Origin of the sequence: Martelella mediterranea DSM 17316 (assembly GCF_002043005.1) — a bacterium.
Classification (GTDB): Bacteria; Pseudomonadota; Alphaproteobacteria; order Rhizobiales; family Rhizobiaceae; genus Martelella; species Martelella mediterranea.
Genome location: NZ_CP020333.1, coordinates 74,873 through 95,498, shown reverse-complemented (window position 1 = coordinate 95,498; position 20,626 = coordinate 74,873). Strand labels below are relative to the sequence as shown.

The 20,626-nt window shown below is 62.2% G+C and carries 20 protein-coding genes and 1 pseudogene; 6 read left to right on the top strand and 15 right to left on the bottom strand.

Translation table 11 applies throughout. The features are described 5' to 3' along the window. Window positions 1-78: 78 nt before the first annotated feature. On the top strand, window positions 79-963 hold the full coding sequence (locus tag Mame_RS26130; protein ID WP_018067125.1) for an NAD(P)H-binding protein: 885 nt from the start codon (window positions 79-81) through the stop codon (window positions 961-963). A gap of 41 nt (window positions 964-1,004) precedes the next feature. Here Mame_RS26130 and Mame_RS26125 read toward each other — a convergent pair whose 3' ends face one another. Together Mame_RS26125 and Mame_RS26120 are read right to left on the bottom strand one after the other, a co-directional pair. Further along, window positions 1,005-1,589, bottom strand: coding sequence for a dioxygenase family protein (locus Mame_RS26125; protein WP_026173879.1), 585 nt, complete (start codon window positions 1,587-1,589; stop codon window positions 1,005-1,007). A 32-nt stretch (window positions 1,590-1,621) separates the two neighbouring features. Next, window positions 1,622-2,614 carry an MBL fold metallo-hydrolase gene (locus Mame_RS26120; RefSeq protein ID WP_018067127.1) on the bottom strand — a complete coding sequence of 331 codons (993 nt, stop codon included), beginning with the start codon at window positions 2,612-2,614 and terminating at the stop codon, window positions 1,622-1,624. 170 nt (window positions 2,615-2,784) lie between these two features. Here Mame_RS26120 and Mame_RS26115 point away from each other — a divergent pair, with 170 nt between their 5' ends. Next, a complete protein-coding gene (locus tag Mame_RS26115) occupies window positions 2,785-3,705 on the top strand; it encodes a LysR family transcriptional regulator (RefSeq protein WP_018067128.1) in 921 nt (306 codons plus the stop codon). 186 nt (window positions 3,706-3,891) lie between these two features. Here the strand turns inward: Mame_RS26115 and Mame_RS26110 are convergent, their stop codons facing one another. Continuing rightward, complete coding sequence (locus Mame_RS26110; protein WP_018067129.1) at window positions 3,892-4,725, bottom strand: SDR family oxidoreductase; 834 nt, start codon at window positions 4,723-4,725, stop codon at window positions 3,892-3,894. 93 nt (window positions 4,726-4,818) lie between these two features. Here Mame_RS26110 and Mame_RS26105 point away from each other — a divergent pair, with 93 nt between their 5' ends. Next, window positions 4,819-5,718, top strand: coding sequence for a LysR family transcriptional regulator (locus Mame_RS26105; RefSeq protein WP_018067130.1), 900 nt, complete (start codon window positions 4,819-4,821; stop codon window positions 5,716-5,718). Window positions 5,719-5,818: 100 nt separating this feature from the next. Here the strand turns inward: Mame_RS26105 and Mame_RS26100 are convergent, their stop codons facing one another. After that, window positions 5,819-6,139 carry an Atu4866 domain-containing protein gene (locus tag Mame_RS26100; RefSeq protein WP_026173880.1) on the bottom strand — a complete coding sequence of 107 codons (321 nt, stop codon included), beginning with the start codon at window positions 6,137-6,139 and terminating at the stop codon, window positions 5,819-5,821. Window positions 6,140-6,396: 257 nt separating this feature from the next. Here Mame_RS26100 and Mame_RS26095 point away from each other — a divergent pair, with 257 nt between their 5' ends. The 3 genes and pseudogenes from Mame_RS26095 to Mame_RS26085 all read left to right on the top strand — a co-directional run bounded on the left by Mame_RS26095 (window position 6,397) and on the right by Mame_RS26085 (window position 8,829). Continuing rightward, window positions 6,397-7,299, top strand: coding sequence for a LysR family transcriptional regulator (locus Mame_RS26095; RefSeq protein WP_018067133.1), 903 nt, complete (start codon window positions 6,397-6,399; stop codon window positions 7,297-7,299). Between the two features lie 269 nt (window positions 7,300-7,568). Next, entirely contained in the window at window positions 7,569-8,015 is a 447-nt protein-coding gene (locus Mame_RS26090) for a MarR family winged helix-turn-helix transcriptional regulator (protein ID WP_018067134.1), read from the top strand. A gap of 4 nt (window positions 8,016-8,019) precedes the next feature. Next, window positions 8,020-8,829: pseudogene (locus Mame_RS26085) on the top strand (NAD-dependent epimerase/dehydratase family protein). Window positions 8,830-9,264: 435 nt separating this feature from the next. On the opposite strand, the gene Mame_RS26080 reads toward Mame_RS26085, so the two are convergent. From Mame_RS26080 to Mame_RS26030, 11 genes are all read right to left on the bottom strand, one after another. Then, window positions 9,265-10,380, bottom strand: coding sequence for an HPP family protein (locus Mame_RS26080; protein ID WP_236953508.1), 1,116 nt, complete (start codon window positions 10,378-10,380; stop codon window positions 9,265-9,267). A gap of 247 nt (window positions 10,381-10,627) precedes the next feature. Then, on the bottom strand, window positions 10,628-11,101 hold the full coding sequence (locus Mame_RS26075; protein ID WP_079921076.1) for an SRPBCC family protein: 474 nt from the start codon (window positions 11,099-11,101) through the stop codon (window positions 10,628-10,630). After that, window positions 11,082-11,447, bottom strand: a complete 366-nt coding sequence (locus tag Mame_RS26070) for an ArsR/SmtB family transcription factor (RefSeq protein ID WP_018067091.1) — start codon at window positions 11,445-11,447, stop codon at window positions 11,082-11,084. The genes Mame_RS26075 and Mame_RS26070 overlap by 20 nt, the downstream gene beginning before the upstream one ends. An 11-nt stretch (window positions 11,448-11,458) precedes the next feature. Then, on the bottom strand, window positions 11,459-13,036 hold the full coding sequence (locus Mame_RS26065) for a sulfatase family protein (RefSeq protein WP_018067092.1): 1,578 nt from the start codon (window positions 13,034-13,036) through the stop codon (window positions 11,459-11,461). Continuing rightward, on the bottom strand, window positions 13,033-14,571 hold the full coding sequence (locus Mame_RS26060; RefSeq protein WP_018067093.1) for a sulfatase family protein: 1,539 nt from the start codon (window positions 14,569-14,571) through the stop codon (window positions 13,033-13,035). Before Mame_RS26060 ends, Mame_RS26065 begins: the two co-directional genes overlap by 4 nt. Next, complete coding sequence (locus Mame_RS26055; protein WP_018067094.1) at window positions 14,571-15,968, bottom strand: sulfatase family protein; 1,398 nt, start codon at window positions 15,966-15,968, stop codon at window positions 14,571-14,573. The genes Mame_RS26060 and Mame_RS26055 overlap by 1 nt, the downstream gene beginning before the upstream one ends. A gap of 4 nt (window positions 15,969-15,972) precedes the next feature. Then, entirely contained in the window at window positions 15,973-16,719 is a 747-nt protein-coding gene (locus tag Mame_RS26050; RefSeq protein WP_018067095.1) for a ThuA domain-containing protein, read from the bottom strand. Next, window positions 16,716-17,732: a Gfo/Idh/MocA family protein gene (locus Mame_RS26045; protein WP_018067096.1), complete on the bottom strand. Its 1,017-nt coding sequence runs from the start codon at window positions 17,730-17,732 to the stop codon at window positions 16,716-16,718. The genes Mame_RS26050 and Mame_RS26045 overlap by 4 nt, the downstream gene beginning before the upstream one ends. 12 nt (window positions 17,733-17,744) lie before the next feature. Next, entirely contained in the window at window positions 17,745-18,851 is a 1,107-nt protein-coding gene (locus Mame_RS26040; RefSeq protein ID WP_018067097.1) for an ABC transporter ATP-binding protein, read from the bottom strand. 4 nt (window positions 18,852-18,855) lie between these two features. Then, the gene (locus Mame_RS26035; protein ID WP_018067098.1) at window positions 18,856-19,752 is read right to left on the bottom strand and encodes a carbohydrate ABC transporter permease; all 897 of its coding nucleotides are present in this window, start codon (window positions 19,750-19,752) and stop codon (window positions 18,856-18,858) included. Window position 19,753: 1 nt separating this feature from the next. Continuing rightward, window positions 19,754-20,611, bottom strand: coding sequence for a carbohydrate ABC transporter permease (locus tag Mame_RS26030; RefSeq protein WP_018067099.1), 858 nt, complete (start codon window positions 20,609-20,611; stop codon window positions 19,754-19,756). Window positions 20,612-20,626: the final 15 nt, after the last annotated feature.

Below are 20,626 nucleotides of genomic sequence, written 5' to 3'. Positions count from 1 at the left end.
TATAGCATGTATCGTTCGATTTTCGGCGCCTAAATTCCCGACCAGCGAAAAACGCCAGGAAACACAGGGAATTCGACAATGATCGTCATAACCGCTCCGACCGGCAATATCGGCCGAAAGGTTCTCGAACGCATTGTGGCTGGATCAAAACCGGTTCGGGTGATTGCCCGCAATCCCGATCAGATTCCAGCAATGCTGCGCAACAAGGTTGAGGTCGTTGCCGGCTCTCACGGTGATGCAGAAACGGTTTCACGCGCATTCGAGGGTGCCGATAGCGTCTTCTGGCTACCGCCCGGCGACATGAAAGCGGAAAGCGCGATGGCTGCCTATGTCGACTTCTCCCGGGCGGGCTGCGAGGCGATGGCGGCACATAGCGTAAAGCGCGTGGTGGGCATATCGGCGCTGGGACGCGGATGGCCGCGGGCCGCCGGCCATGTCACCGCCACGCTGGCCCTGGACGACATGATTGCCGAGACTGGCGTTCATTATCGCGCACTTGCCTGCGGGTCGCTCATGGAAAACCTGCTGCGGCAGATCGACGGCATCGCCGCCAACGGCGTGTTTTACTGGCCGTCGCCGGCCGACCTCCCTGTGACCGCCGTCGCCACACGTGATGTGGCTGCCGTTGCATCAAACCTCCTGCTCGACGCCAGCTGGACCGGTGTGGATGCAATTCCGATGATGGGGCCCGAGGATATCACCTTCGCCGAGATGGCGGCCGTTATGAGCGAGACCTTGGCGCGGCCCATCCGGTTTCAGGAGATGTCGATGCGCGAGATGCACGACATGACGCTCGCTCATGGCGCCTCCGAGGGCATGGCACAGGCGATGATCGAGATGCTGACAGCGAAGAATGAAGGACTGGATCGACGTGTCCGGAGACCGGAACCGAATCCGGCGCCGACCGACTTCCGCACGTGGTGCCTCGAAGTCCTCGCCCCTGCCGTCAGCGCGAGACAGTGAGCCCGCACGGAAGAATCGCGTCTCGACATGGTGACCATTCCTCAAACGACGAAATCGAACTGGCCGAAACCACCATCATCCGTATCCCTCAGCTCGAGCAGAAGGGTCTCGTGAAAGAGCCGATCTCGGGCATTGCCGGGTTCCCCGGGAAAATAAAGCTGCGTGGTGAGGACGCGCCCGCCGGGACGCTGAACCTTGAAATGAAAGTGGCGGGTGCGGCCCGGATAGAGCGCGGGCACGATGGTGTTGAACCACCAGCGGCCCTGTGCGTCGGTGAATTGATGGCCGCGGAGCCGAAAGCCGACGGTGTCGTAGTCGCCGTTTTCGTCCGCGTGCCAGATCTCGACGAGGCTGCCGGCAAGCGGGCGGCAGCGATTGTCGAGGACGAAGCCGGCGACGGTTATCCGTTCGCCTCCGGGTGCATCGGGATAGAGATCGCTGTTGAGAGGTGAATTCGGTTTGAAGAATGGCCCGGCTTCGCGTTCGAGCGTGCGTTCGTCTCCATCATTGCATGCGCGGGTCAGCGGCAGTTCGGGAGCGGTCTGCGCAAAGGCCTTCCTTCTGGCCGCATCGATGAGAGGCAGAGCCAGAAAGGCCGTCAAAAAGGAACGTCTGGTGTTGAGCAGCATGGTCTTGAAACCTCTCGACTTGCCGAGCGTCAGAACTGCCAGTTGGCAGGCACCCAGGCATAGGCGGCATCGGTCTTCAGCATATGGCCAAGGCCGGGGAAAGGAAAATGGAAGCCGAGCACCGGAATACGATCTGCCGCCGCCCGGTCGAAGATGCGACGGCGCGAGGCGAGCGCGGTCTCCTTGTCGCGGTCGGGCCCCGGAAGCCAGGGTCGATCGATATTGACGACCGGGTGGTAGGCGAGATCCGCTGTCAGCAGCAATTGGTCGCGTCCCGAATGAACGAGGAATGTCGCCATGCCGGGCGTGTGTCCGGACGCAACGATGGTCGTCAGGCCCGGCACAATCTCGGCGCCGGCTTCGTAAAACTCGATATCGTCCATCACCGGTTCGAGGCTGTCCTTGATGTTGGCGGCGAACCGCAGGCGGAACTCCTCGGGAACCGGCATGTAGGACAGGTCCGGGTCGGCGCGGACGAAGAAATCCCAGTCGGCCCTCGGCACGAACACCGTGGCGCGGGGGAAGGCCTTGCCGCCGTTTGCGGCTTTCAAATTGCCGACATGGTCGGGGTGGGTGTGGGAGATGACGATCGCATCGATATCCTCGGGGCCGAGGCCGATCGCCGCGAGGTTGTCGAAGATCCGCCCGCCATTCGGTCCCATGGTCGCGCCGGCCCCGGCTTCGATGAGAATCCGGCGACCGGTGGTCTCGATCAGGAGCGTGTTCAGATTGAGCGTCATGTGATCGGTCGGCAGAAAAGCCTGGCGCAAAACCTCCTGCAACGCGGCTTCCGGGGCGTTGCTCGCATAGACCTGCGGCGGGCCCTGGATAATGCCGTCGCTCAGAACGGTGGCGACGATCTCGCCCACCTGGAAACGGTAGTGACCTGTGTTCCCGCGCAATGCAGGCACACCTTGCGCCGCGGCCTTGCCGGAGCCGCCCAGGCTGGGGAGCAGCATGCTCGACGCGCCAGCGACAGCGGACAGCATGACGGTTCGTCTGTTGAGGGTGAAGGCACTCATTCGGTCTTTCCTCCGTGGTGGGCATGCGCGGCCGCCGCATTCATGGTGGGTAGGGCAGCAGCCATTACGCCGGGCTATACGCCGGGCTATCGCTCAGGAAAGGATGACACAGGCCTATTGTCCTGATAAGTATGTCAATAAAGACCAGCCTGATAAGGCATGCTTCGCAAATGGACCCGATACGTCTGGACAGCTTTGATGTGTTTGTCGCGATCGTCCGATGTGGCGGCTTCCGCGCGGCGGCGCTCGAGCGAGGGGTTTCCTCCTCTGCCCTCAGCCAGACAATGAATGGCCTGGAGGAGGCGCTCGGCATTCGCCTCCTCAATCGGACGACGAGAAGCGTATCCCCGACCGAGGCGGGACAGCGCCTTCTGCAACGCCTGGCGCCGGCATTGAGCGATATCAGGCTTGCTATCGCTGAGGTCGACGAATTGAGGGACAATCCATCGGGGACATTGAGGATCAATGCGCCCGCGCCCGCCATCGATCATTTTCTCTGTCCGCTGGCTTTCGACTTCATGCGTCTCTATCCGGACGTCAAAATCGAGCTCATCAGCGATGCGGCGGTGATCGACATCGTCGCGCAAGGCTTCGACGCCGGCGTCCGGTTCGGAAAGCAATTGGCACAGGATATGATTGCACTCCCGCTTGGACCGGCGCTTCGCTATGCGATCGTTGCCTCGCCGGACTACATCGAGAGGCACGGCCAGCCGCAGGCTCCCGGCGATCTGATCAATCACGACTGCATCAAACGCAGATTTCCGGGCGGCACTCTGGCCACATGGCGGTTCAAAGTCGGGCACGAAGAGATCGAAATATCGCCCGAAGGACGCCTGACGGTCAACACTGCGCATAACGAGCTGCAAGGGGCGCTGGCCGGTCAGGGGATCGCACATCTATTCGATGACTACGCCAGACCCCATATCCTGACGGGGCGGCTGGTGGAGCTCCTCTCCGATTGGAGTCTCCTGCTGCCCCACTGGTTTCTCTATTACCCCAACCGCCGCCTCCCGAGCGCGGCCATGCGGGCGTTCCTCGATCACATGAGGCGCTATGATTGGGAGGCAGCCAGAAGCCCGCTCGATCCATAAGCCGGTATGTCTTGGCCACCGGGGATTGTCGTCGCCGACATCATCCGGCATGCACCTGCCATCTGGTTTTCTGACGGGGTCTGGGCAAAGGCAAGTGAACACCCGATGGTGAGGACGATGGCCAGGACGCGTTTCCGGATGGGCCTGTTTGTCTCCTCTTGATGTTCCTGGTTTCGGCATTGCGGTTCAGGGAGCCTGCCGGTCGGCGGAATCCGCTACCTCTCGCTGCGCCTCAACGGCGCGCAAGCGTGCGGAAAGTGCCTGCGAGATGGAGGCATAGGCCGTGCTTCCCAGCGCCAACCGCAAAGGTGGCGCCTCGCTCTCGGCGGCTGAAATGATTGCTGCCACGGTCCGGGCGGCATCGCCCTTTATCTCGAAGCTGCCATTGCCGATCGCGCGGCGGACGGCGCCGGCAGGGGTTTCCGCATAGGCATCCATGGGCTCTGCACGGACCAGATTGGCCCCGAAATTCGTGCCCGTCGGCCCCGGCTCGGCGATGATGAAGTCGATGCCGAAGGGAGCGACTTCCTGAGCGACGGATTCGACAAAGCCTTCAATCCCCCACTTCGTCGCGTGATAAAGGCTGAAGCCCGGATAGGCAATCTGCCCGCCTTCCGAGGAGACCTGGACGAAACGTCCGCCGCCCTGCTTTCTGAGCATCGGGAGGGCCGCTCGGATCAGATGGATGGAGCCAGCCAGATTGGTGGCAATCTGCCGGTCAATCTCGGCGTTCGTCAGTTCTTCGGCCGCGCCGAAAAGGCCATAGCCGGCATTGCTGACAAACACGTCAACGTGGCCGTGCCGATAAAAGGCATTTTCAATGGCAGCGACAATGCCCTCGGGTTCCGTCAGATCGAGCTGAACGACATCCAGGTTCTCGCGGAAGTCCTGCTCGAGCTGGGACAATGTTCCGGACCGGCGGGTGGTCGCGACCACCTTGTGCCCAGCGGCGAGCAGTTGCCGCGTCATTTCCAGACCGAGGCCCGAGGAGGCGCCTGTAATGAACCATGTCTTGTGCATGTGATCTCCTTTTCTGTTCGTCCTCATGTAAAGCCTGAGGTTTGGTGATATAAGATTTCCAATATGAGATAAGCTGGTGAGGATAAATCACGAATGACGCGTCCCAGCCTCAATGATCTGGCCGCGTTTGCGGCCGTGGCCAACCACCGGAGTTTCCGCCGCGCTGCGGATGAAATCGGCGTTTCGCGCTCTGCCCTCAGCCATGCGATCATCGGGCTGGAGGAAAAGCTGGGTGTGCGGCTTTTCAACCGGACAACCCGCAGCGTGTCGTTGACCCAGGCCGGGGCTCGCTTGCTTGAGAACCTCGATCCGGTGCTTCGGGACCTCGACCGAGCGCTCGACACGCTCTCGGAAGAGCGTGGCACTCCGAGCGGAATGCTGCGGATCAACGCGAACAAGAGCGGTGCCCGTATCCTTCTCGACACGGTCGTGCCGCGGTTCCTCGATCGCTATCCGGCCGTCGAGCTTGATCTTGTGTCCGAAGGCCGGCTCGTCGACATCGTGGAACAGGGTTTCGACGCCGGTGTGCGCTTGCTGGAGGCGATCCCGCAAGACATGGTCGCGGTGACGTTCGGAGGAAACGTCCGTTTTGTAGCGGTAGCGGCTCCATCCTACATGGAGGACAAAACCGTCCCGAAGACGCCGGATGATCTCCATGGACATGCCTGCATCCGCCAGCGTCTACCGAGCGGAAAGCGCTATCGCTGGGAATTTTCAAAGCGCGGCGCCGAAATCGTTGTCGATGTTCCGGGCAATCTTTCACTTGATGACAATGATCTTCTCGTGCAGGCGGCGGTTGACGGGCTTGGCATCGCCTATGTGCCGGAAGACGTCGCCCGGCCTTTCCTGGTATCGGGCCAACTCATCACCCTGTTGGATGACTGGTGCCCGCCAATACCGGGACTGGCGCTCTATTACCCGCGCAGCCGGCACGTCCCGTCACCGCTTCGCGCCTTCATCGACATATTGAGACAAGTGGATCGCAGCCGATGATGGGTGACGACGCGTGCTGCTTCGCTCCTGCAAGGGTGGTGCGGGAGGGTTTGCGGCACGCTTCAATCCGCGCTGAGCCGTTGAATCTGCGCATCGTGGGTCACGGCGTGCGGCGCAAAATCATGCCGCCATGGTGCAATGTGTTCTCATCGACGAAATCGCCGTCGGCGGTGAACCCGGTGTCATCCCAGTATTCGATATGCGTGCCGTCGACTTCGTAGCGGCCCTCATAGGCGCGCTCGCGCTGGCCCCGGGCCTCGACGTAACGTCCATTCGGCAGAAGTTCATGACGCACGCGGTTGTCGTCGGTGACCCACATGCCGGCATAGGGGTGGTTCGGTTGCATATTGGCTTCCTGTGCTTCTGCGGTTTGAACGGAAAGGGCGGCGGTAACGAGTGCTGCATAAGCCCGTTGTCGCATGGACTTGCTCCTTTGAGTGTTTCGGCCTTGAGGTTTCGATGCCTGTCTGCGCGGTGCATCGGACACTACGAATGCGGGGTGTTGCTGCCGATAAGCTGCTGACAGGCAATGTACTGCGGGGCCGGGATCAAGGCGCCCTTCAAATCTTGTTCAAGCGTCATGTCAGCTGTCTCCTGTTGGTGATGTTGAAGGTAGATGCGCCAACGCGGACGAACAACTTGCCCAATAGTGACTATTGCGGTAACTATTTCTAACCAATGATCGTCGATCTGAATGGCATGTCTGTTTTTCTGGCCGTGGCCGAAGCGCGGAGCTTTCGCGTGGCCGCCGAGACTTTGGGCGTCACGCGGCCTGCGGTCAGCCAGGCGATCCGCCGCCTCGAAGACCGGCTGGGCGTCGCGCTCGTGCAGCGCACGACGCGCAGCGTCAGCCTGACGGAGGCCGGCGAACAGCTGTATCAGCGGGTGGCGCCGGCCGTTTGCGAAGTCGGGCTGGCGCTCGCCGCAGCTTCAGACCGCGACAGCGAACCGAGCGGTTTGTTGAGACTGGCGGTGTCCTCCATTGCCGAGCAGTTCATCTCCGGACCGCTTTTGGCGCGTTTCGCGGAGGCCTTCCCGGCCGTCCGGATCGATGTGACCGTCACCGACGAGGAGTTTGACATCGTCGCGGAAGGCTACGATGCCGGGGTGCGCCTGGGCGAAGTCATCGATCAGGACATGATCGCCGTGCCGGTGTCGGGCGAGCAGCGCCAGGGCGCCTTTGCCGCGCCGTCCTACATCGAACGTTTCGGCCAGCCCGAACACCCTTCGGATCTCTCGGCGCATCATTGTATCGGCTGGCGGCCGGCGCCGCGAAGCGCACCTTATCGTTGGGAATTCGGCGAGAATGGACGCGAGTTCGACGTGGCCGTCAATCCCCGGATCACCACCAACGACATGTGGCTGATGATCCGGACAGCCTGCGCCGGCGGCGGCATCACCTTCGGCATGGAGGATACATTCAGGCCGTATGTCGAAACCGGCCAGTTGGTCGCCGTCCTTCAGGACTATTGCCCTCCCTTTTCCGGCTTCTTTCTCTACTACCCCAGCCGGCGCAACTTGCCGCCGAAACTTCGGGCGCTCGTCGATCATGTGAAGCGCTGGCGGTCCGCCCGTCCATGACATCCTGATGGGCGTTCGGGGCGCGCGACCGGGCAAAGCGCAATGCCTTGAGAACCTCCATCCTCAACGCGCGCCCCTCGATCCACGCCGGCGGAACTGGCGTGCGTTGCTGAACTGTTCTGGGCCGAAACCCCATACTGCCTGAATCCCATGCCTGTTTGAGCATCGCCAGTGCTGGCTCCCAAGGCTGACGCATGCCGACCTTGACATTTGTTTGCTACCTTGCAATTATTGTATGGTAGCGAACATTACAGCGAGAAAGCACTGATATGCACGATGAGGCTGGCGCCCACCAATCCGTGGCGATGCGGACCAAGCGATGTTATTTCGCCGGCCGCGCCCTCATGGACGCGACCTTGCGGCCATACGATTTGGGTTCCACGCAATGGTATGTGCTTTGGCATCTTGCGCACAACGGCCCCTCCGTTCAGCGCGATCTCGGCCGTGCCCTCGAACTCGAGCGGGCAACGCTGAGCGGGATCATCGCCGCCCTGGTTCGGAAAAACCTGGTCGAGCAGACCGCGAGCGGCAAGGACCAGCGCCAGCGTCTGCTGACGTTGACAGCCGCGGGCGAGGCGCTGTGGCGCAAACTTCCGGACCTTTCCTTCATTCAGGAAGCCGCTTTCGGCGGCGTTGACCAAACCGATCTGGACACCACCATCCGTGTCCTCAAATCAGCAAGCGAGCGACTGCAAACCCTGTCGCGGAAGGATTGAACCCATGACCGTATTGATTACCGGCGCCAACGGGCTTGTTGGCGAACGTCTTCTTCCACGATTGGTCCAGTCCGGTTTTGACTGCCGCGTCCTGTTGCGCGCCGGCAAGACCTGCCCTGCGGGCGCGGAGGCCGTAACGGGCGACATTCTCGACCCATCAACCCTCCCGAACGCCCTCAACGGCGTTTCAGCCGTCGTGCACCTGGCGGCGGTGTTTCGGACCCAGGACACCGATCTCATCTGGAAATGCAACCTCGATGGGACACGGAACCTGATTGCCGCCGTCAAGGTTCATGCTCCCGACGCGCGGTTCATCCTCTCAAGCACCAGCCATGTCTAAAATGCCGACAATCCGCATCCGGGACGGGAGGACGACAAGGTCGATCCACAACACGCCTACCCCGCGAGCAAGGTGGCGGCGGAGAAGGAGTTGCGCGATAGCGGCTTGAACTGGTCAATCATCCGGTTCCCGTTCGTCTATGGCGACGGAGACGGACATCTTGAGTCCCTTGCCCAACATGTCGGTGCCTGGCACCCGGCGCAGCGCATGAGTACGATCCACCATCGCGACATAGCCACGGCAATCCAGTTGGCACTGGAGGGCGCGTTTGACGGGCGCGTCGTAAATGTTTCGGATGACGCGCCAGCCTCCATCTACGAGCTCTTGAGCTTACTGGGTGCCCGGATGGACCCAAGCGCCGAGCCTCTTGCAAACCCCTGGTACTTGCAGGTCGATGGTTCTCTTGCTCGAAGCCTGGGCTTTCGCCCAAGCGTTCCCACCGTTTATCAGGCCCAACAGGAGGGACTGCTGTGACATGAAGAGGTGATGCTCGATCATTGGCCGAGGTCGCCGATCGGCAGGTAAGTCTCTGATATGTTTAAAGCGGGAGGGAATCTGCTGTAGCGCCGAATGACAATCGGCTTTCGGCATCTGATCACAAACATCCATTCGGCGCGGCTCCAAAACCCGGCATCGCTGTTCTCTTTACACAGCTCGTCTTGATAGACGGCATCAAGGTCTTGAAGGGATATGAACCGACGACCCCGTCGAAATGATATTCAATTGAATAAACTGCTAGTAGCCGAACGGCAACGTCGCCCCGGCCTGATGAAATTGCCGCCACTAAGCGCGGGCGGGTCTCCATGGCTGTTTCCGACTTCATTCTGGTCATTTTGAGCCAGGATGCCAAATCGGAAGGTTGGGTTCACGCAGGAAAGCGTGGCCGGCTACCAAAAGCGGTCCTGGAAACTACGTCTCGCGTACAGCGCTTCGCGCCATCGCGGCGATAAGGTCTGTCCTCGTCACGATGCCGATGATGCGATCGTTCTCCAGCACCGGAACCGCGTCGACTTCTCCATCGGCCATCATTGGCAGCAGGGCGCTCAACGGGGTCGTTGCCGCCGCGCGCGGACCGCGCACCTGCATGACGTCCCGGGCAATTGTCGGCTTGATCTGTTCGCGACCGAGCATGTGCCGGAACGCGGGAATGAAGCTGCGATCGTGCTTCAAGCCCTCTCTCGCAGCCTGACTGATGAGGTGGATCTGAAAGATCACGCCCACGAATTCCCCGCCCGGTCCGACCACCGGAAGTGACGTGAACCTGTGGCGTTCGAACAGATCCGCAACCTCGAACAGCGTGGTGTCCGGACCGACCGTAATCAGATTGCGCGACATGATGTCGGTGACGGTCATGGCGCCGGTCTGATGGCTGGCTGCCTGCAGCTCTGCCGCTCCGATGAGCCTTGCTAGGTCTTCCACGCCCAGGTTCAGGGACTGCCGATACCGTTGCAGGATATCGACCAGCTCGGCCTCGCTCAGACCGAGGCGCTCGGCAGGCGGCTGATCGCTCGTTCCCTGGACATTCTGCTCCTCGAACTGCCGGAATGGGTATCGCCGTCCGGTCGTGCGCGCGTAGATCCAGGCGATGAGGACGAGAAGCGTTGTTCCGGTTGCCACGGGCGTGATGGCGAAACGAAACCCCAGTTCGTGGATGGCGTCGGGGCTCATGGCCGCGGTCATGGCGACAGCCCCGGCCGGCGGATGGACGGCGCGGGCGAGGCTCATGAGCGCAATCGCAATGCCCACAGCCAGGGCGATGCGGAGCGACGGCTCCGAAACGGTGAGACACACGGCAACGCCGACAATTGCGGCAAGCGTATTGCCGACGATTGCGGACCATGGCTGGGCCAAAGGACTGTTGGGCACCGCGAAGATCAGAACCGAAGTCGCGCCGAAGGGCGCCACGAGATAGAGCCCGAGCCTGAGATCCACCGTCGGCGCCAGAACGAACAGTCCCACGATGACAAGACCGAGCGTGGCGCCGAGACCCGCCCGGATGGATTCCCGAAGGGAAATGGGTGCCATCGCGGGCCCGATAGCCCGGATCAGACGCCCTGTGATTGTCATTGATTTCGTCATGGCAACCGAGCTTCATTCTACCGCGATCTGGACCAGATCGGTCTGGTCGTATGATCGTTCTCCTCGTTATGTCGATGCAGACGGGTATGCAACAGACCATGCCGAGCAAGTATCCCAACCACTGCACCTTCGGCTATGGTCCTGGCTCAGGACGCTTCCACCTTGACCGAAGGGCTCCAGTCTCTCTTGCCATTTAAGTCTTGGTCTCCACGCATTCTGCCAGTTGCGCCACCACCGTTCCCCAGCCATCGTGAAACCCGAGTTCTTCATGTTTCTCACGATCGGCACGACTTTTATGCAGCGCTTGCGCGCGGTAATGTGTGCCCTCTGGATGATCGGAAAGGGTGATGATCGCCGTCACAAAGCCGTTTTCGGCAGGTCGCCAGCCTCCGGTCAGCGCGTTCGTATAAATGATGCGTTCCCCGGGCAGCACATCGAGAAAGCAGGCCGAGAGGTGCGGCACGAACGGCCCGTCATTCTCGCTCATTTCAGTGACGAACGCTCCGCCGGGTCGAACGTCCAGACTGACGACGCGGCAGATCAGGGGATGTGGTATCCACCATTTTGCAAGGCGTTCCGGATCCACCCAGGCGTTCCAGACGCGGTCCCGCGGCGCCTTGATGATCCGGGATACTTCGAGATCGAGTTCAGCGGTCACTGTCTGCATTTCTGCCCTCCTGTTCCAGCATTACAAAAGCCTCCAGCCGATCGGCCTGTGCTTCCCATATTTTTCTCTGCTCCGCCAACCACCGCTCGGCATTGGAAAGGCCTGGTCCGTCGATCACGCAGGTACGGGTTCGCCCAGACTTTCTGGTCCGGATCATCCCGCTGTTTTCAAGAAGCCGAATGTGCTTCATGAATGAAGGCAGCCCCATGTCGAAAGGACTTGCGAGTTCGCTGACGCTGGCCGGCCCCTGCCCGAGGCGGGCAATGACGGCACGGCGCGTCGGATCGGCGAGCGCCAGAAAGATCGAACTGAGATCGTCGGGCATCTGCGGGGCGGCTGTTGCCATCAACCTGCTCCTCAATCCTGTGCGGCGCCGACCAGATTGGTCTGCCCGCGCACATATGTTCCAGCCGATCCATTGCCCGTGTTCTCAAGACGGCACATGATGAGGCCCGATGGCGTTCGCTCCTCGGAAAGAAGTTTGAAACCTGATGGCGCTTGCGTGTCGCCAAACAGCTTTCGAAGTTCGCGCATGAGCCTGTTTCTTTCCTCGCAGTTTATGTCCCACAGATTAGTTGTTTCGAGCAAATCCACATTCAGATCATATAGCCGCGCCCCCGCGGTGATATCGGCCTGGAATGAGCCGAACTGCATCCTTGATAAAGGCTGGTCGTTGCGGTAGCCGAGCACCAGCTTCCAGCGCCCATCGGTTACCGCGCGCCACGCGCCCAGGCCGGCATGTGTAAACCGGCGGGGATAGGCTTCGCGCCCTTTGAGATAGCAGGACAGGTCCAAGCCATCGGCTCGCGACAGCGGCGCTGCTCCGGCGAGCGACAGCAGGGTCACTGGAATATCGATCAGCGATGCCGGCGCATCCTCTATTCCGCGCGCGGCAATGTCGGGGCCGTTCCAGACCAGCGGCACATTGAGGGAGGGTTCAAAGGGGACCTGCTTCTTCCATAGATTGCGGTCGCCCAGCATCTCGCCGTGATCCGACGCGAACACGATCACGGTGTTCTCCAGCATGTCGCGACGCGACAATTCGGCAATCATCCGGCCGAACCAGACATCGATGTTTTCCAGCATGGCGGCATAGCGGCGGCGGATCTCGTTTTGGAGTTCGCGATCTTCGGCGCGCCGGCCGTAGGGCTGCGGAAAGGTCACATCCCGCCAGTTTTCGATCATGTCCCCGGTCACATCCATCGGCTCGTGCGGGCCGGGGAAGTTGACCATCAAAAACCATGGCGCGTCCGCGTTCACCGTGCCGAGATAATCGAGCGCATCCTGGCCGACGACATTATCCGCGTAGAGTTCGGGCGGCAGCGGCGATGGTGCTGTATTGGCGTAGCAGGTTTCCGGTTCGACAATCGCGCCGGCTTCCCAGTCGGAAACCGGCAGCGGCGAATCTTCGGAGCGTTCTGCGAGGTCCTTCACATAGCTGTCGATCACGCCGGCGCGCGCCAACAGGTCGGTGTAGGGGTCCGAGCAGCCATCTTCGGCCGCCTCGGCGGAATCGTGCTTGCCGGCGATATCCTTGCCCGCCGGAATGCCGATTGCTGCAAGCTTGTCGACACCGTTTACCCGGTGGCGGCCGTCCTTGCCCCAGCTCCTGTCGGGCTTGAAGAGATCGGTCTTGCCAAAGCTTGCGACCTCATAGCCGGCCTCGGAGAGCCTTCGGTAGAACGTATCGGCGTCGATCGGGTTGGCGCAGGTATTGTCGGGGGCCGGCGCTCGCCCGTAGGACCTTGCGGTGGCAAGGCAGGAGCGCGCGGGAACACAGAGCGGGCTTGGCGTCCAGGCCCGGCGGAATGCCGTGCCGCCGGCAATCAGCCGGTCGATCGTCGGGGTGCGCAACGGCAGTTCGGGCGAGAGCGCCCCGAGCCAGTCTCCCCGCCACTGGTCGGGAAAGACGAAGAGTATGTTTGGCCGGGTCATGACGCACCCAGGCTGGCAAGCACCTTGTCGCTGTCGTGCTCGGGCAGATCGCCGATCTCGGCCATCTTGGCGTCGAGCTTGCCAAGCATCCGCCGGAAATCGTCGGCGTGGGCCGGGTCGGCGGCAAGGTTGTGCAATTCGTGGGGGTCGGCCTCGCAGTCGAACAGCTCCCATTCCGGCGCGGCCCCGCCTTCATGCGCGCCGGGCTGGCCCAGCGGATCATTGTACCAGTAGATCAGCTTGAAGCGCTGGTCGCGAATGCCGTAATGGGCGTAGGCGTCGTGCACCTCGTCGCGATGCATCCAGTAGTGATGATAGGCGACATCCTGCCAGCTTTCCGGCGCCCGCCCTTCCAGAAGCGGCCGAAGGCTCGTGCCCTGCATGTAGCTCGGGACGGCAATTCCGGCGTAATCGAGAAAGGTCGGGGCGAAGTCGACATTCATGGCGATGCCGTTGCTAGCCGTTCCCGCGGCGACAGCGCGCGGGTAACGTACCAGAAACGGCATCTGCAGCGATTCCTCATACATGAAGCGCTTGTCGAACCAGCCGTGGTCGCCGAGAAAGAAACCCTGATCCGAGGTGTAGATCACGATCGTGTCGTTGGCGAGCCCCTCGGCATCGAGCCGGCCGAGCAGCCGCCCGACATTGTCGTCGATCCCCGCGATCGAGCGCAGGTAGCGCTGCATGTAGCGCTGGTATTTGAAGAGGTCGAGTTCGCGCTGGTCGGCAAAGGTAAAGCGCTCGCCGGTGGCGCGATCGATCAGCGTCAGTCCCTCGAAGCCTTCCGGCACCTTGCGGATGTCCTGATCCGGCCACACGCGGTCGCCGATCGCCTCGCCGCCTTCCGGCTGAACGAGACCGAGGTCCTCATAGAAGAAATCCGCCCGCACCCGCATCTTCGCCGCCGAAGCCGCTGCGGCGCGCTCCGCATAATCATCATCATAGGTCTCGGGCACCGGCAGATCGTCGGCATAGAGATGATCATAGCGCGGATGGGGGCCGAAGGGTCGGTGCGGCGCCTTGTGATGGCACATCAGGAAGAAGGGGCGGTCGGGATCGCGCCGGTCGAGAAAGTCCAGGCAGAGATCGGTGATGATGTCGGAGACATAACCCTTTTCGATCCTCTGTCCGTTGCGGTCGATGATCCTGGGGTCGAAATAGTCGCCCTGCCCCGGCACCACCGCCCATTCATCGAAGCCTGAGGGCTGGTGCGCCTGCCCCTCTCCCAGATGCCATTTGCCGAAAATGGCGGTCTGATACCCGCCCGCACCAAGCGTGCGGGCGACATTCGGCAGGCGGTTGTCGATATGGGTGTCGAGCGTGGTCACGCAATTGACGTGGTTATAGGTGCCGGTCAGGATCGCGGCGCGGCTCGGCGTGCAGATCGAATTGGTGACATAGCAGCGATCAAGCCGCATGCCGCCCTCGGCGATCCGGTCGATGTTCGGCGTGCGCGCCACGCGCGACCCATAGGCCGAGATCGCGTGGGCGGCATGGTCATCGGCCATGATGAACAGGATATTGGGCCGCTTCATCAGCCTTCACTCCCGAATGAAGCCCGGAAAGCTTGTCTCATAGGGTCTCCTACCCGCTCCTGCCAGGTCAGCAGCGCGTCGATCAGGCCGGCGCGGATGCCGGCGAGCGCCGGGTCCGAAGCGCGGTTCACGGTTTCGCCTGGATCCTTTTCGAGGTCGAAAAGCTGCTCGACCGCGCTACCCCGGCTGGTGCGGCCCTCCGGTGCGGATGCCAGTTTGGGCGCTGCATTGGGGAGATAGCGGATCAGCTTCCAGCGATGATCGCGGACGGCGCGCTGGCTCTCGCAATGAACGGAGACGAAGGTTTCGCGTGAAGGCCCGCCGCCAAGCGGCAGCAGGCTTGCCCCTTCCGCCGCGCCGTCAGCCTCAAGGCCGGCGGCGGAAAGGACAGTGACGGCGGTGTCCGCGTGCCAGACCAGCGCATCGCTGCGCCCCGCCGGGTCGATGCCGGGACCGGCGACGATCAGCGGGATACGGGTCGAGTGTTCATAGAGGTTCTGCTTGCCCATCAACCCATGCTGACCGAGCGCGATGCCGTGATCGGCGGTGAAGATCACGAGCGTATCGTCTGTCAGGCCGAGAGCATCGAGCCGGTCGCAGATCCTGCCCACCGCCTCATCGAGATGCTGCACCATGCCGAGATAATCCGCGATATGGCGGCGAACCGCATCCGGCGTCCGCGGCGTGGCTTCGAGAAGCTCGTCGCGCACCAGCATTTCGCCGTTATCGAAGGGGTGCGCCGGCATATAGTTTGCCGGCAGCGCGACGGTAGCGGGATCGACGCGATGGCGTGGTGGCGGCGTGCGTGGGTCGTGCGGCGCGGTGAAGGCCAGATGCAGGAAGAAGGGTTGATCCGCAGGCCGGGCGTGGAGGAACTCCAGAGCCGCATCGGCGAAGAGATCGGTGGAAAGACCGTCTTCGGTGCGCGCGGCATGCGCCGGATAGCGCCCTGTCGGATCGAAGGCATGGAGCGGCACATGGTCGTGATTGCTCATGCCGCCGAACATGATCCGCGACGCGCCGGCAAACGACCGGGCAAAACTCCCGCAGTCATTGTGCCATTTGCCGATGTGATGCGTGCGGTAGCCGGCCTTGCGCAGGCGCTCGGGCACGGTTTCCATGCCTGACGGAATAGCGAAGGCGCGACCGCCGAAGTCCCGCCCTGCCGGATCCTCGGATGAGGCGAAGATGTTTCGCCCCGTCATCAGGCTGGCGCGGCTCGGCGCACAGACCGCCGGATGCATGCCGCCCTGGCAATGCGCGCCGTCGAACGAGATGCCGCGCGCCGCCAGCCTGTCGATGTTCGGCGTCGCCACCGCGCTGCAGCCGGTTGCGCCAAGGCTTTCCCAGCGCAAGTCGTCGGCGACGATCAATACGATGTTCGGCTGTACGGTCATCGCCCTATGTGCGCCCGATGACTTCAAGCGGCTCGACGATATGCCGGTTGACCATCCTCACCCCATCCTCGTGCGGGGTCGCCGCCCAGCGCGCCGCGTTCTTCAGCACGGTGTGGATATCCGGCATGTAGTAGATCGGGAAGGCCTCGTGGCCCGAGCCGAAATAGAAGATGCGACCGCGGCCGCGATGGTAGCAGCAGCCCGAGCGGAACACTTCCCCGCCCTCGAACCACGACACGAACACCAGATGGTCGGGCTGGGGGATATCGAAGGGCTCGCCGTACATTTCCGACTGCGGAACGAGGATTGAGGACGGCACCCCCTTGGCGATCGGATGGGCCGGGTCGATGACCCAGATGCGCTCGCGCTCGCCGCTCTCGTGTTCGCGCCATGAGAGATTGGCGTTGGTGCCCATCAGCCGCTTGAAGATTTTCGAGTGATGGCCGGAATGCAGGACCACCAGCCCCATGCCATCCAGCACCCGCTGCTGTATGCGATCCACCAGTTCGTCGGGAACCAGCTTGTGGATGCAGTGCCCCCACCAGAACAGGACATCGGTGTTGTCGAGGATATCGCCGCCAAGGCCGTGATGCTCGTCATCATAGAAGGTGACGGACCTGATCTCGAAATCGTCGCTGGCAATACCGTCGGCAATCACATTGCCGATGCCGGTCGGATAGACCTCGCGGATATGCGGATGCTCGCGCTCGTGATGGCCTTCGTTCCAGATGGTGATGCGGATTTTCGTCATTGTTCTATCTCCGGTCGTGTAGTGAGCACCAGCGGAACGTTGCCCTCGGCGCTGGATTGCTTGATAAGGTCCCAGAGTTCGGCAAGATGCAGGCTCTGTTCGGCGGTCGAGGGGTTGGAAGCGCCGCCCGCCACGGCTGTGAAAATGTCCAGCACGGCGTCGTTCGGTTCGCCGCCGATCTCGCGGGTGATGTTGGTTCCCTGGCGCAGTTCGGCCCACTTGCCCCAGATATCGAGGCGCAGGATCGCCTTTTCGAAGAACAGCGAAAGCGTGCTCTCGCAGCCCGGCGTCGTGTTGCCACAGAAGGTCAGCGTCACCGGAACCCCGCCGTCGATCTCGGCCAGAATGCCGCCCACCAGTTCGTATGGACGTCCGAGCGAGTTGAGACGGCCTGCGACATGGCTGTAGCCGCGCCCGGTCACCTGCATGACCGCGTTGAAGAGATGCGATCCGGTGTCGCAGATGAACCCGCCGCCCGAAAGCTCCGGAATCTGCTTCCAGTTGCCGGCATAGCGGCTTTCCCAGTGCTCCCAGACCTCGCCGGTGACCGAAAGCAGAGCGCCGAATTCGCCGGCCTGGAACCGCTTGCGATAGCCGGCGATCAACGGCGAGAGCGAGGACTGATAGGCGATGACGATCTGTTTGCCGGCGGCATCGCGCGCGGCCAGTATCTCGCGAGCTTCCTCCGCATTAAGCGCCATCGGCTTTTCCAGCAGCACATGGAGCCCCGCCTTCAGGGCCGCCTTGGCATAAAGTTGGTGAAAGGCATGGGGCGTCGAGACATAGACCGCATCCAGATTTCCCGCCTCGGCCGCAAGCATCGCATCGGCATCGGGATAGACCCTCGGCGCGGCGGCGCCGGCCTGCGTCACGATCCCGACATAGCGCTGCACCGAGGCCGCACTGGTATCGGTGATGGCGACGATTTGCGGCGGCACGGGCCCGGCCGTCCAGCTTCGTGCATAGCTCGCGGCCTTGAGGCCGCAGCCGATAATTCCAAGTCTGAGTGACAACTTCGGTATTCCTTATGCGATGCTGGCTGTTGCGTCCGGGGAGGTCAGCGCCCGGCCGGCGGGCTCGAAGAGATGGCAGCACGCCGGATCGGCGGAAAGGCGCACGGGGGTGCCGGTGGCGATGCGGTGATCGCCCTGGATGCGTGCAATCGCCGGTTCGCCGCCTGTCTCGAACGAGAGATAGGTTTCCATGCCGAGGCGCTCGGCAAGGATCGCGCGGCTTTCAATCTGCGCATCAGCGCCCGGCTCGGCCAGAACCAGATCCTCCGGACGAATGCCGAGATTAACCGTTTGCCCCGCGGCAAGCCCCGCCGACGCCGGAACGTCGAAGCTCCAGCCGGACGTTGTGGCGACCCGCGCGGTGCCGCCGGACAAACTTTCGAGCTTGCCCGGAAACAGGTTCATCCGGGGCGAGCCGATGAACTGACCCACAAAGGCATTTGCCGGCTGCTTGTAGAGCGTGATCGGGTGATCGGCCTGCATCACTTCGCCATCCTTCAGCACCACGATCCGGTCGGCGAGCGTCATCGCCTCGACCTGATCATGTGTGACATAGACGATCGTTGCCTTGGTCGAGCGGTGCAATTCCTGCAGCTCCGCACGCATCTGAACGCGCAGCGCCGCATCGAGGTTTGACAGCGGCTCATCGAACAGGATGACCGAGGGCTCCTTGATGATCGCCCGGCCGATCGCGACACGCTGCCGCTGGCCGCCGGACAGCGCCTGCGGCTTGCGGTCGAGATAGGGCGACAATTGCAGCCGTTCGGCGATCTCCCCCACCCGGCGCTTGATCTCCTCCCTGGGTGTGCCCTTGAGATCGAGCGAGAAGCCGATGTTCTCGGCCACCGTCATGTGCGGGTAGAGGGCGTAGGACTGGAAGACCATCGCGATGCCGCGCTTTTCGGGCGAGATGTCGTTCATCACCTGCCCGTCGAGCTCGAACGTGCCGCCGGAGATATCCTCCAGCCCGGCGATCATCCTGAGCAGCGTGGATTTTCCGCAACCCGATGGGCCGACGAAGACCGCGAATTCGCCGTCTTCGATGCGGATGTCGACGCCCTTGATGACTTCGACCGCGCCGAAGTTCTTGCGAACGCCTGTGAGTTTGATGCTAGCCATGGGTTCAGCCTTTCAGTCCACCGCCGAAGGTCTGCACCAGGAACCGGCGGGCAAGCACGAAGGCAGCCACGGCGGGGATGGTGTAGATGACGGCGATTGCGGCCAACAGGCCGTAGTCAATCTGGTTGTCACGCAGGAAGGCGCTGTAGATGCCAAGCGGCAGCATGCGCAGTTCCGGCGACGAGATGAAGGTGAGCGGGACGAGGAAATCGTCCCAGCAGGCGATGAAGGCGAACAGGCCCGACGCCGCCAGACCCGGCATTGCCAGCGGGATCAGCACACGGCGCAGGCGCTGGCCGAAGGTGGCGCCGTCCATGACGGCCGCTTCCTCATATTCGCGGCTCACCGTGTCGAAGAAGGTCTTCATGATCCACAGCGCCAGCGGCAGATGCAGCGCGGCCATGAGCAGGATGAGCCCGAGATAGCCGTCGATGAAGCCGACGATCCGCATGGTCTCGCGATAATGATCCGAGGGCACCGTGGCGCGCACAATCGTCTGCATGCCCTTGTTGGCGGCAAGCATCACTTGATAGAGCGGCACGATCAGCGCCGGCGGCGGGATCACCCGGATCAGGATGATCGAATACAGGAAGGGCAGCTTCCACCAAGCCCGCGTCCGCGACAGTGCATAACCGCCGAAGCCCGAGAGCACGAGTACCAGGAATGTCGCCCCGCCGCAGACGACGAGCGAATTGAACAGCCAGAGGAAGCCGTCCTCCTGGGCAAAGACGCGGTAGAAATTGCTGAGATCGACTTCCGCCGGCATCTTGATGAACAGTCCGGCGTCGGGATCGAAGGCTGCGAGCAGCAGCCAGACGAAGGGCATCAGGCAGTAGATGCCGATGACGAAAAGCATGCCGAAACGGCCTGCCTCGGCCTTGCGGGAAACAGCGAGCGCCATCTCAGACCTCCACTTTCAACGCGCGGACATAGAACATGCCGATGATCAGCGAGATGACCAGAAGCACGACCGCGATCGCCGATCCGTAGCCAAGCCGATAGGCATCGAAGCTCTGGTTGTAGACGTAGATGCCGATGATTTCGGTCGCCCCCGCCGGACCGCCGCGCGTCAGCGCATAGACCAGCGAGAAGATCGCGATCGTCGTCACCGTCGAGACCAGGAGATAAAGGAAGATCGTCGGCACCAGGAGCGGCAGCGTGATCCGACGGAAGCTCTGCCACGGCGTGGCGCCATCCATGCGCGCGGCCTCGTAAAGCTCGTCGGAGATGGCCGAAAGCCCCGAGGTCATGAGGATCATGGCGAAGCCGATGCCCCGCCAGATATTGATGACGATGATCATCGACAGCGGAAACGTGACCAGCCAGCGCTGCGGATCGACCCCGAACCAGGCGACGATCTTGTTGAGCGTGCCGTAGTCGCCGGAAGCCAGCATCGAAGACCACATTAGCGCGGCCACCACGCCGGGAACGGCATTCGGCATCAGGATGATGGCGTTGAAGAACGGCCGCAGCGCAAACCTGCGCCGCATCAGCACCGCCGAGGCAAGCCCCAGAGCAAGCTGGCCGATGATCGCCGAGAACAGCACGAACCAGAATGTGACGACCAGCGAGTGCCAAAACGATCCGTCGTGCAGCAGCCGGGCATAATTGCCGAGGCCGATAAAGCGGGGATTCAGGGCGGCCGGACCGGTCAGCGACAGATTGGTCAGGCTGGTATAGATCGCCACGCCCGAAGGATACAGCACGAAGGCCGTCAGGAGTATGACCGAGGGTAAAACCAGGTACCGGTTTCGGGCCATCTCCCTGCGTTGATA

Excerpts from the sequence above, each read along its gene's own strand:
- Mame_RS26130 (WP_018067125.1), top strand. The coding sequence starts at position 79 with ATGATCGTCATAACCGCTCCGACCGGCAATATCGGCCGAAAGGTTCTC.
- Mame_RS26120 (WP_018067127.1), bottom strand. The coding sequence starts at position 2,614 with ATGAGTGCCTTCACCCTCAACAGACGAACCGTCATGCTGTCCGCTGTC.
- Mame_RS26115 (WP_018067128.1), top strand. The coding sequence starts at position 2,785 with ATGGACCCGATACGTCTGGACAGCTTTGATGTGTTTGTCGCGATCGTC.
- Mame_RS26110 (WP_018067129.1), bottom strand. The coding sequence starts at position 4,725 with ATGCACAAGACATGGTTCATTACAGGCGCCTCCTCGGGCCTCGGTCTG.
- Mame_RS26105 (WP_018067130.1), top strand. The coding sequence starts at position 4,819 with ATGACGCGTCCCAGCCTCAATGATCTGGCCGCGTTTGCGGCCGTGGCC.
- Mame_RS26100 (WP_026173880.1), bottom strand. The coding sequence starts at position 6,139 with ATGCGACAACGGGCTTATGCAGCACTCGTTACCGCCGCCCTTTCCGTT.
- Mame_RS26095 (WP_018067133.1), top strand. The coding sequence starts at position 6,397 with ATGATCGTCGATCTGAATGGCATGTCTGTTTTTCTGGCCGTGGCCGAA.
- Mame_RS26090 (WP_018067134.1), top strand. The coding sequence starts at position 7,569 with ATGCACGATGAGGCTGGCGCCCACCAATCCGTGGCGATGCGGACCAAG.
- Mame_RS26080 (WP_236953508.1), bottom strand. The coding sequence starts at position 10,380 with ATGGCACCCATTTCCCTTCGGGAATCCATCCGGGCGGGTCTCGGCGCC.
- Mame_RS26075 (WP_079921076.1), bottom strand. The coding sequence starts at position 11,101 with ATGCAGACAGTGACCGCTGAACTCGATCTCGAAGTATCCCGGATCATC.
- Mame_RS26070 (WP_018067091.1), bottom strand. The coding sequence starts at position 11,447 with ATGGCAACAGCCGCCCCGCAGATGCCCGACGATCTCAGTTCGATCTTT.
- Mame_RS26065 (WP_018067092.1), bottom strand. The coding sequence starts at position 13,036 with ATGACCCGGCCAAACATACTCTTCGTCTTTCCCGACCAGTGGCGGGGA.
- Mame_RS26060 (WP_018067093.1), bottom strand. The coding sequence starts at position 14,571 with ATGAAGCGGCCCAATATCCTGTTCATCATGGCCGATGACCATGCCGCC.
- Mame_RS26055 (WP_018067094.1), bottom strand. The coding sequence starts at position 15,968 with ATGACCGTACAGCCGAACATCGTATTGATCGTCGCCGACGACTTGCGC.
- Mame_RS26050 (WP_018067095.1), bottom strand. The coding sequence starts at position 16,719 with ATGACGAAAATCCGCATCACCATCTGGAACGAAGGCCATCACGAGCGC.
- Mame_RS26040 (WP_018067097.1), bottom strand. The coding sequence starts at position 18,851 with ATGGCTAGCATCAAACTCACAGGCGTTCGCAAGAACTTCGGCGCGGTC.
- Mame_RS26035 (WP_018067098.1), bottom strand. The coding sequence starts at position 19,752 with ATGGCGCTCGCTGTTTCCCGCAAGGCCGAGGCAGGCCGTTTCGGCATG.
- Mame_RS26030 (WP_018067099.1), bottom strand. The coding sequence starts at position 20,611 with ATGGCCCGAAACCGGTACCTGGTTTTACCCTCGGTCATACTCCTGACG.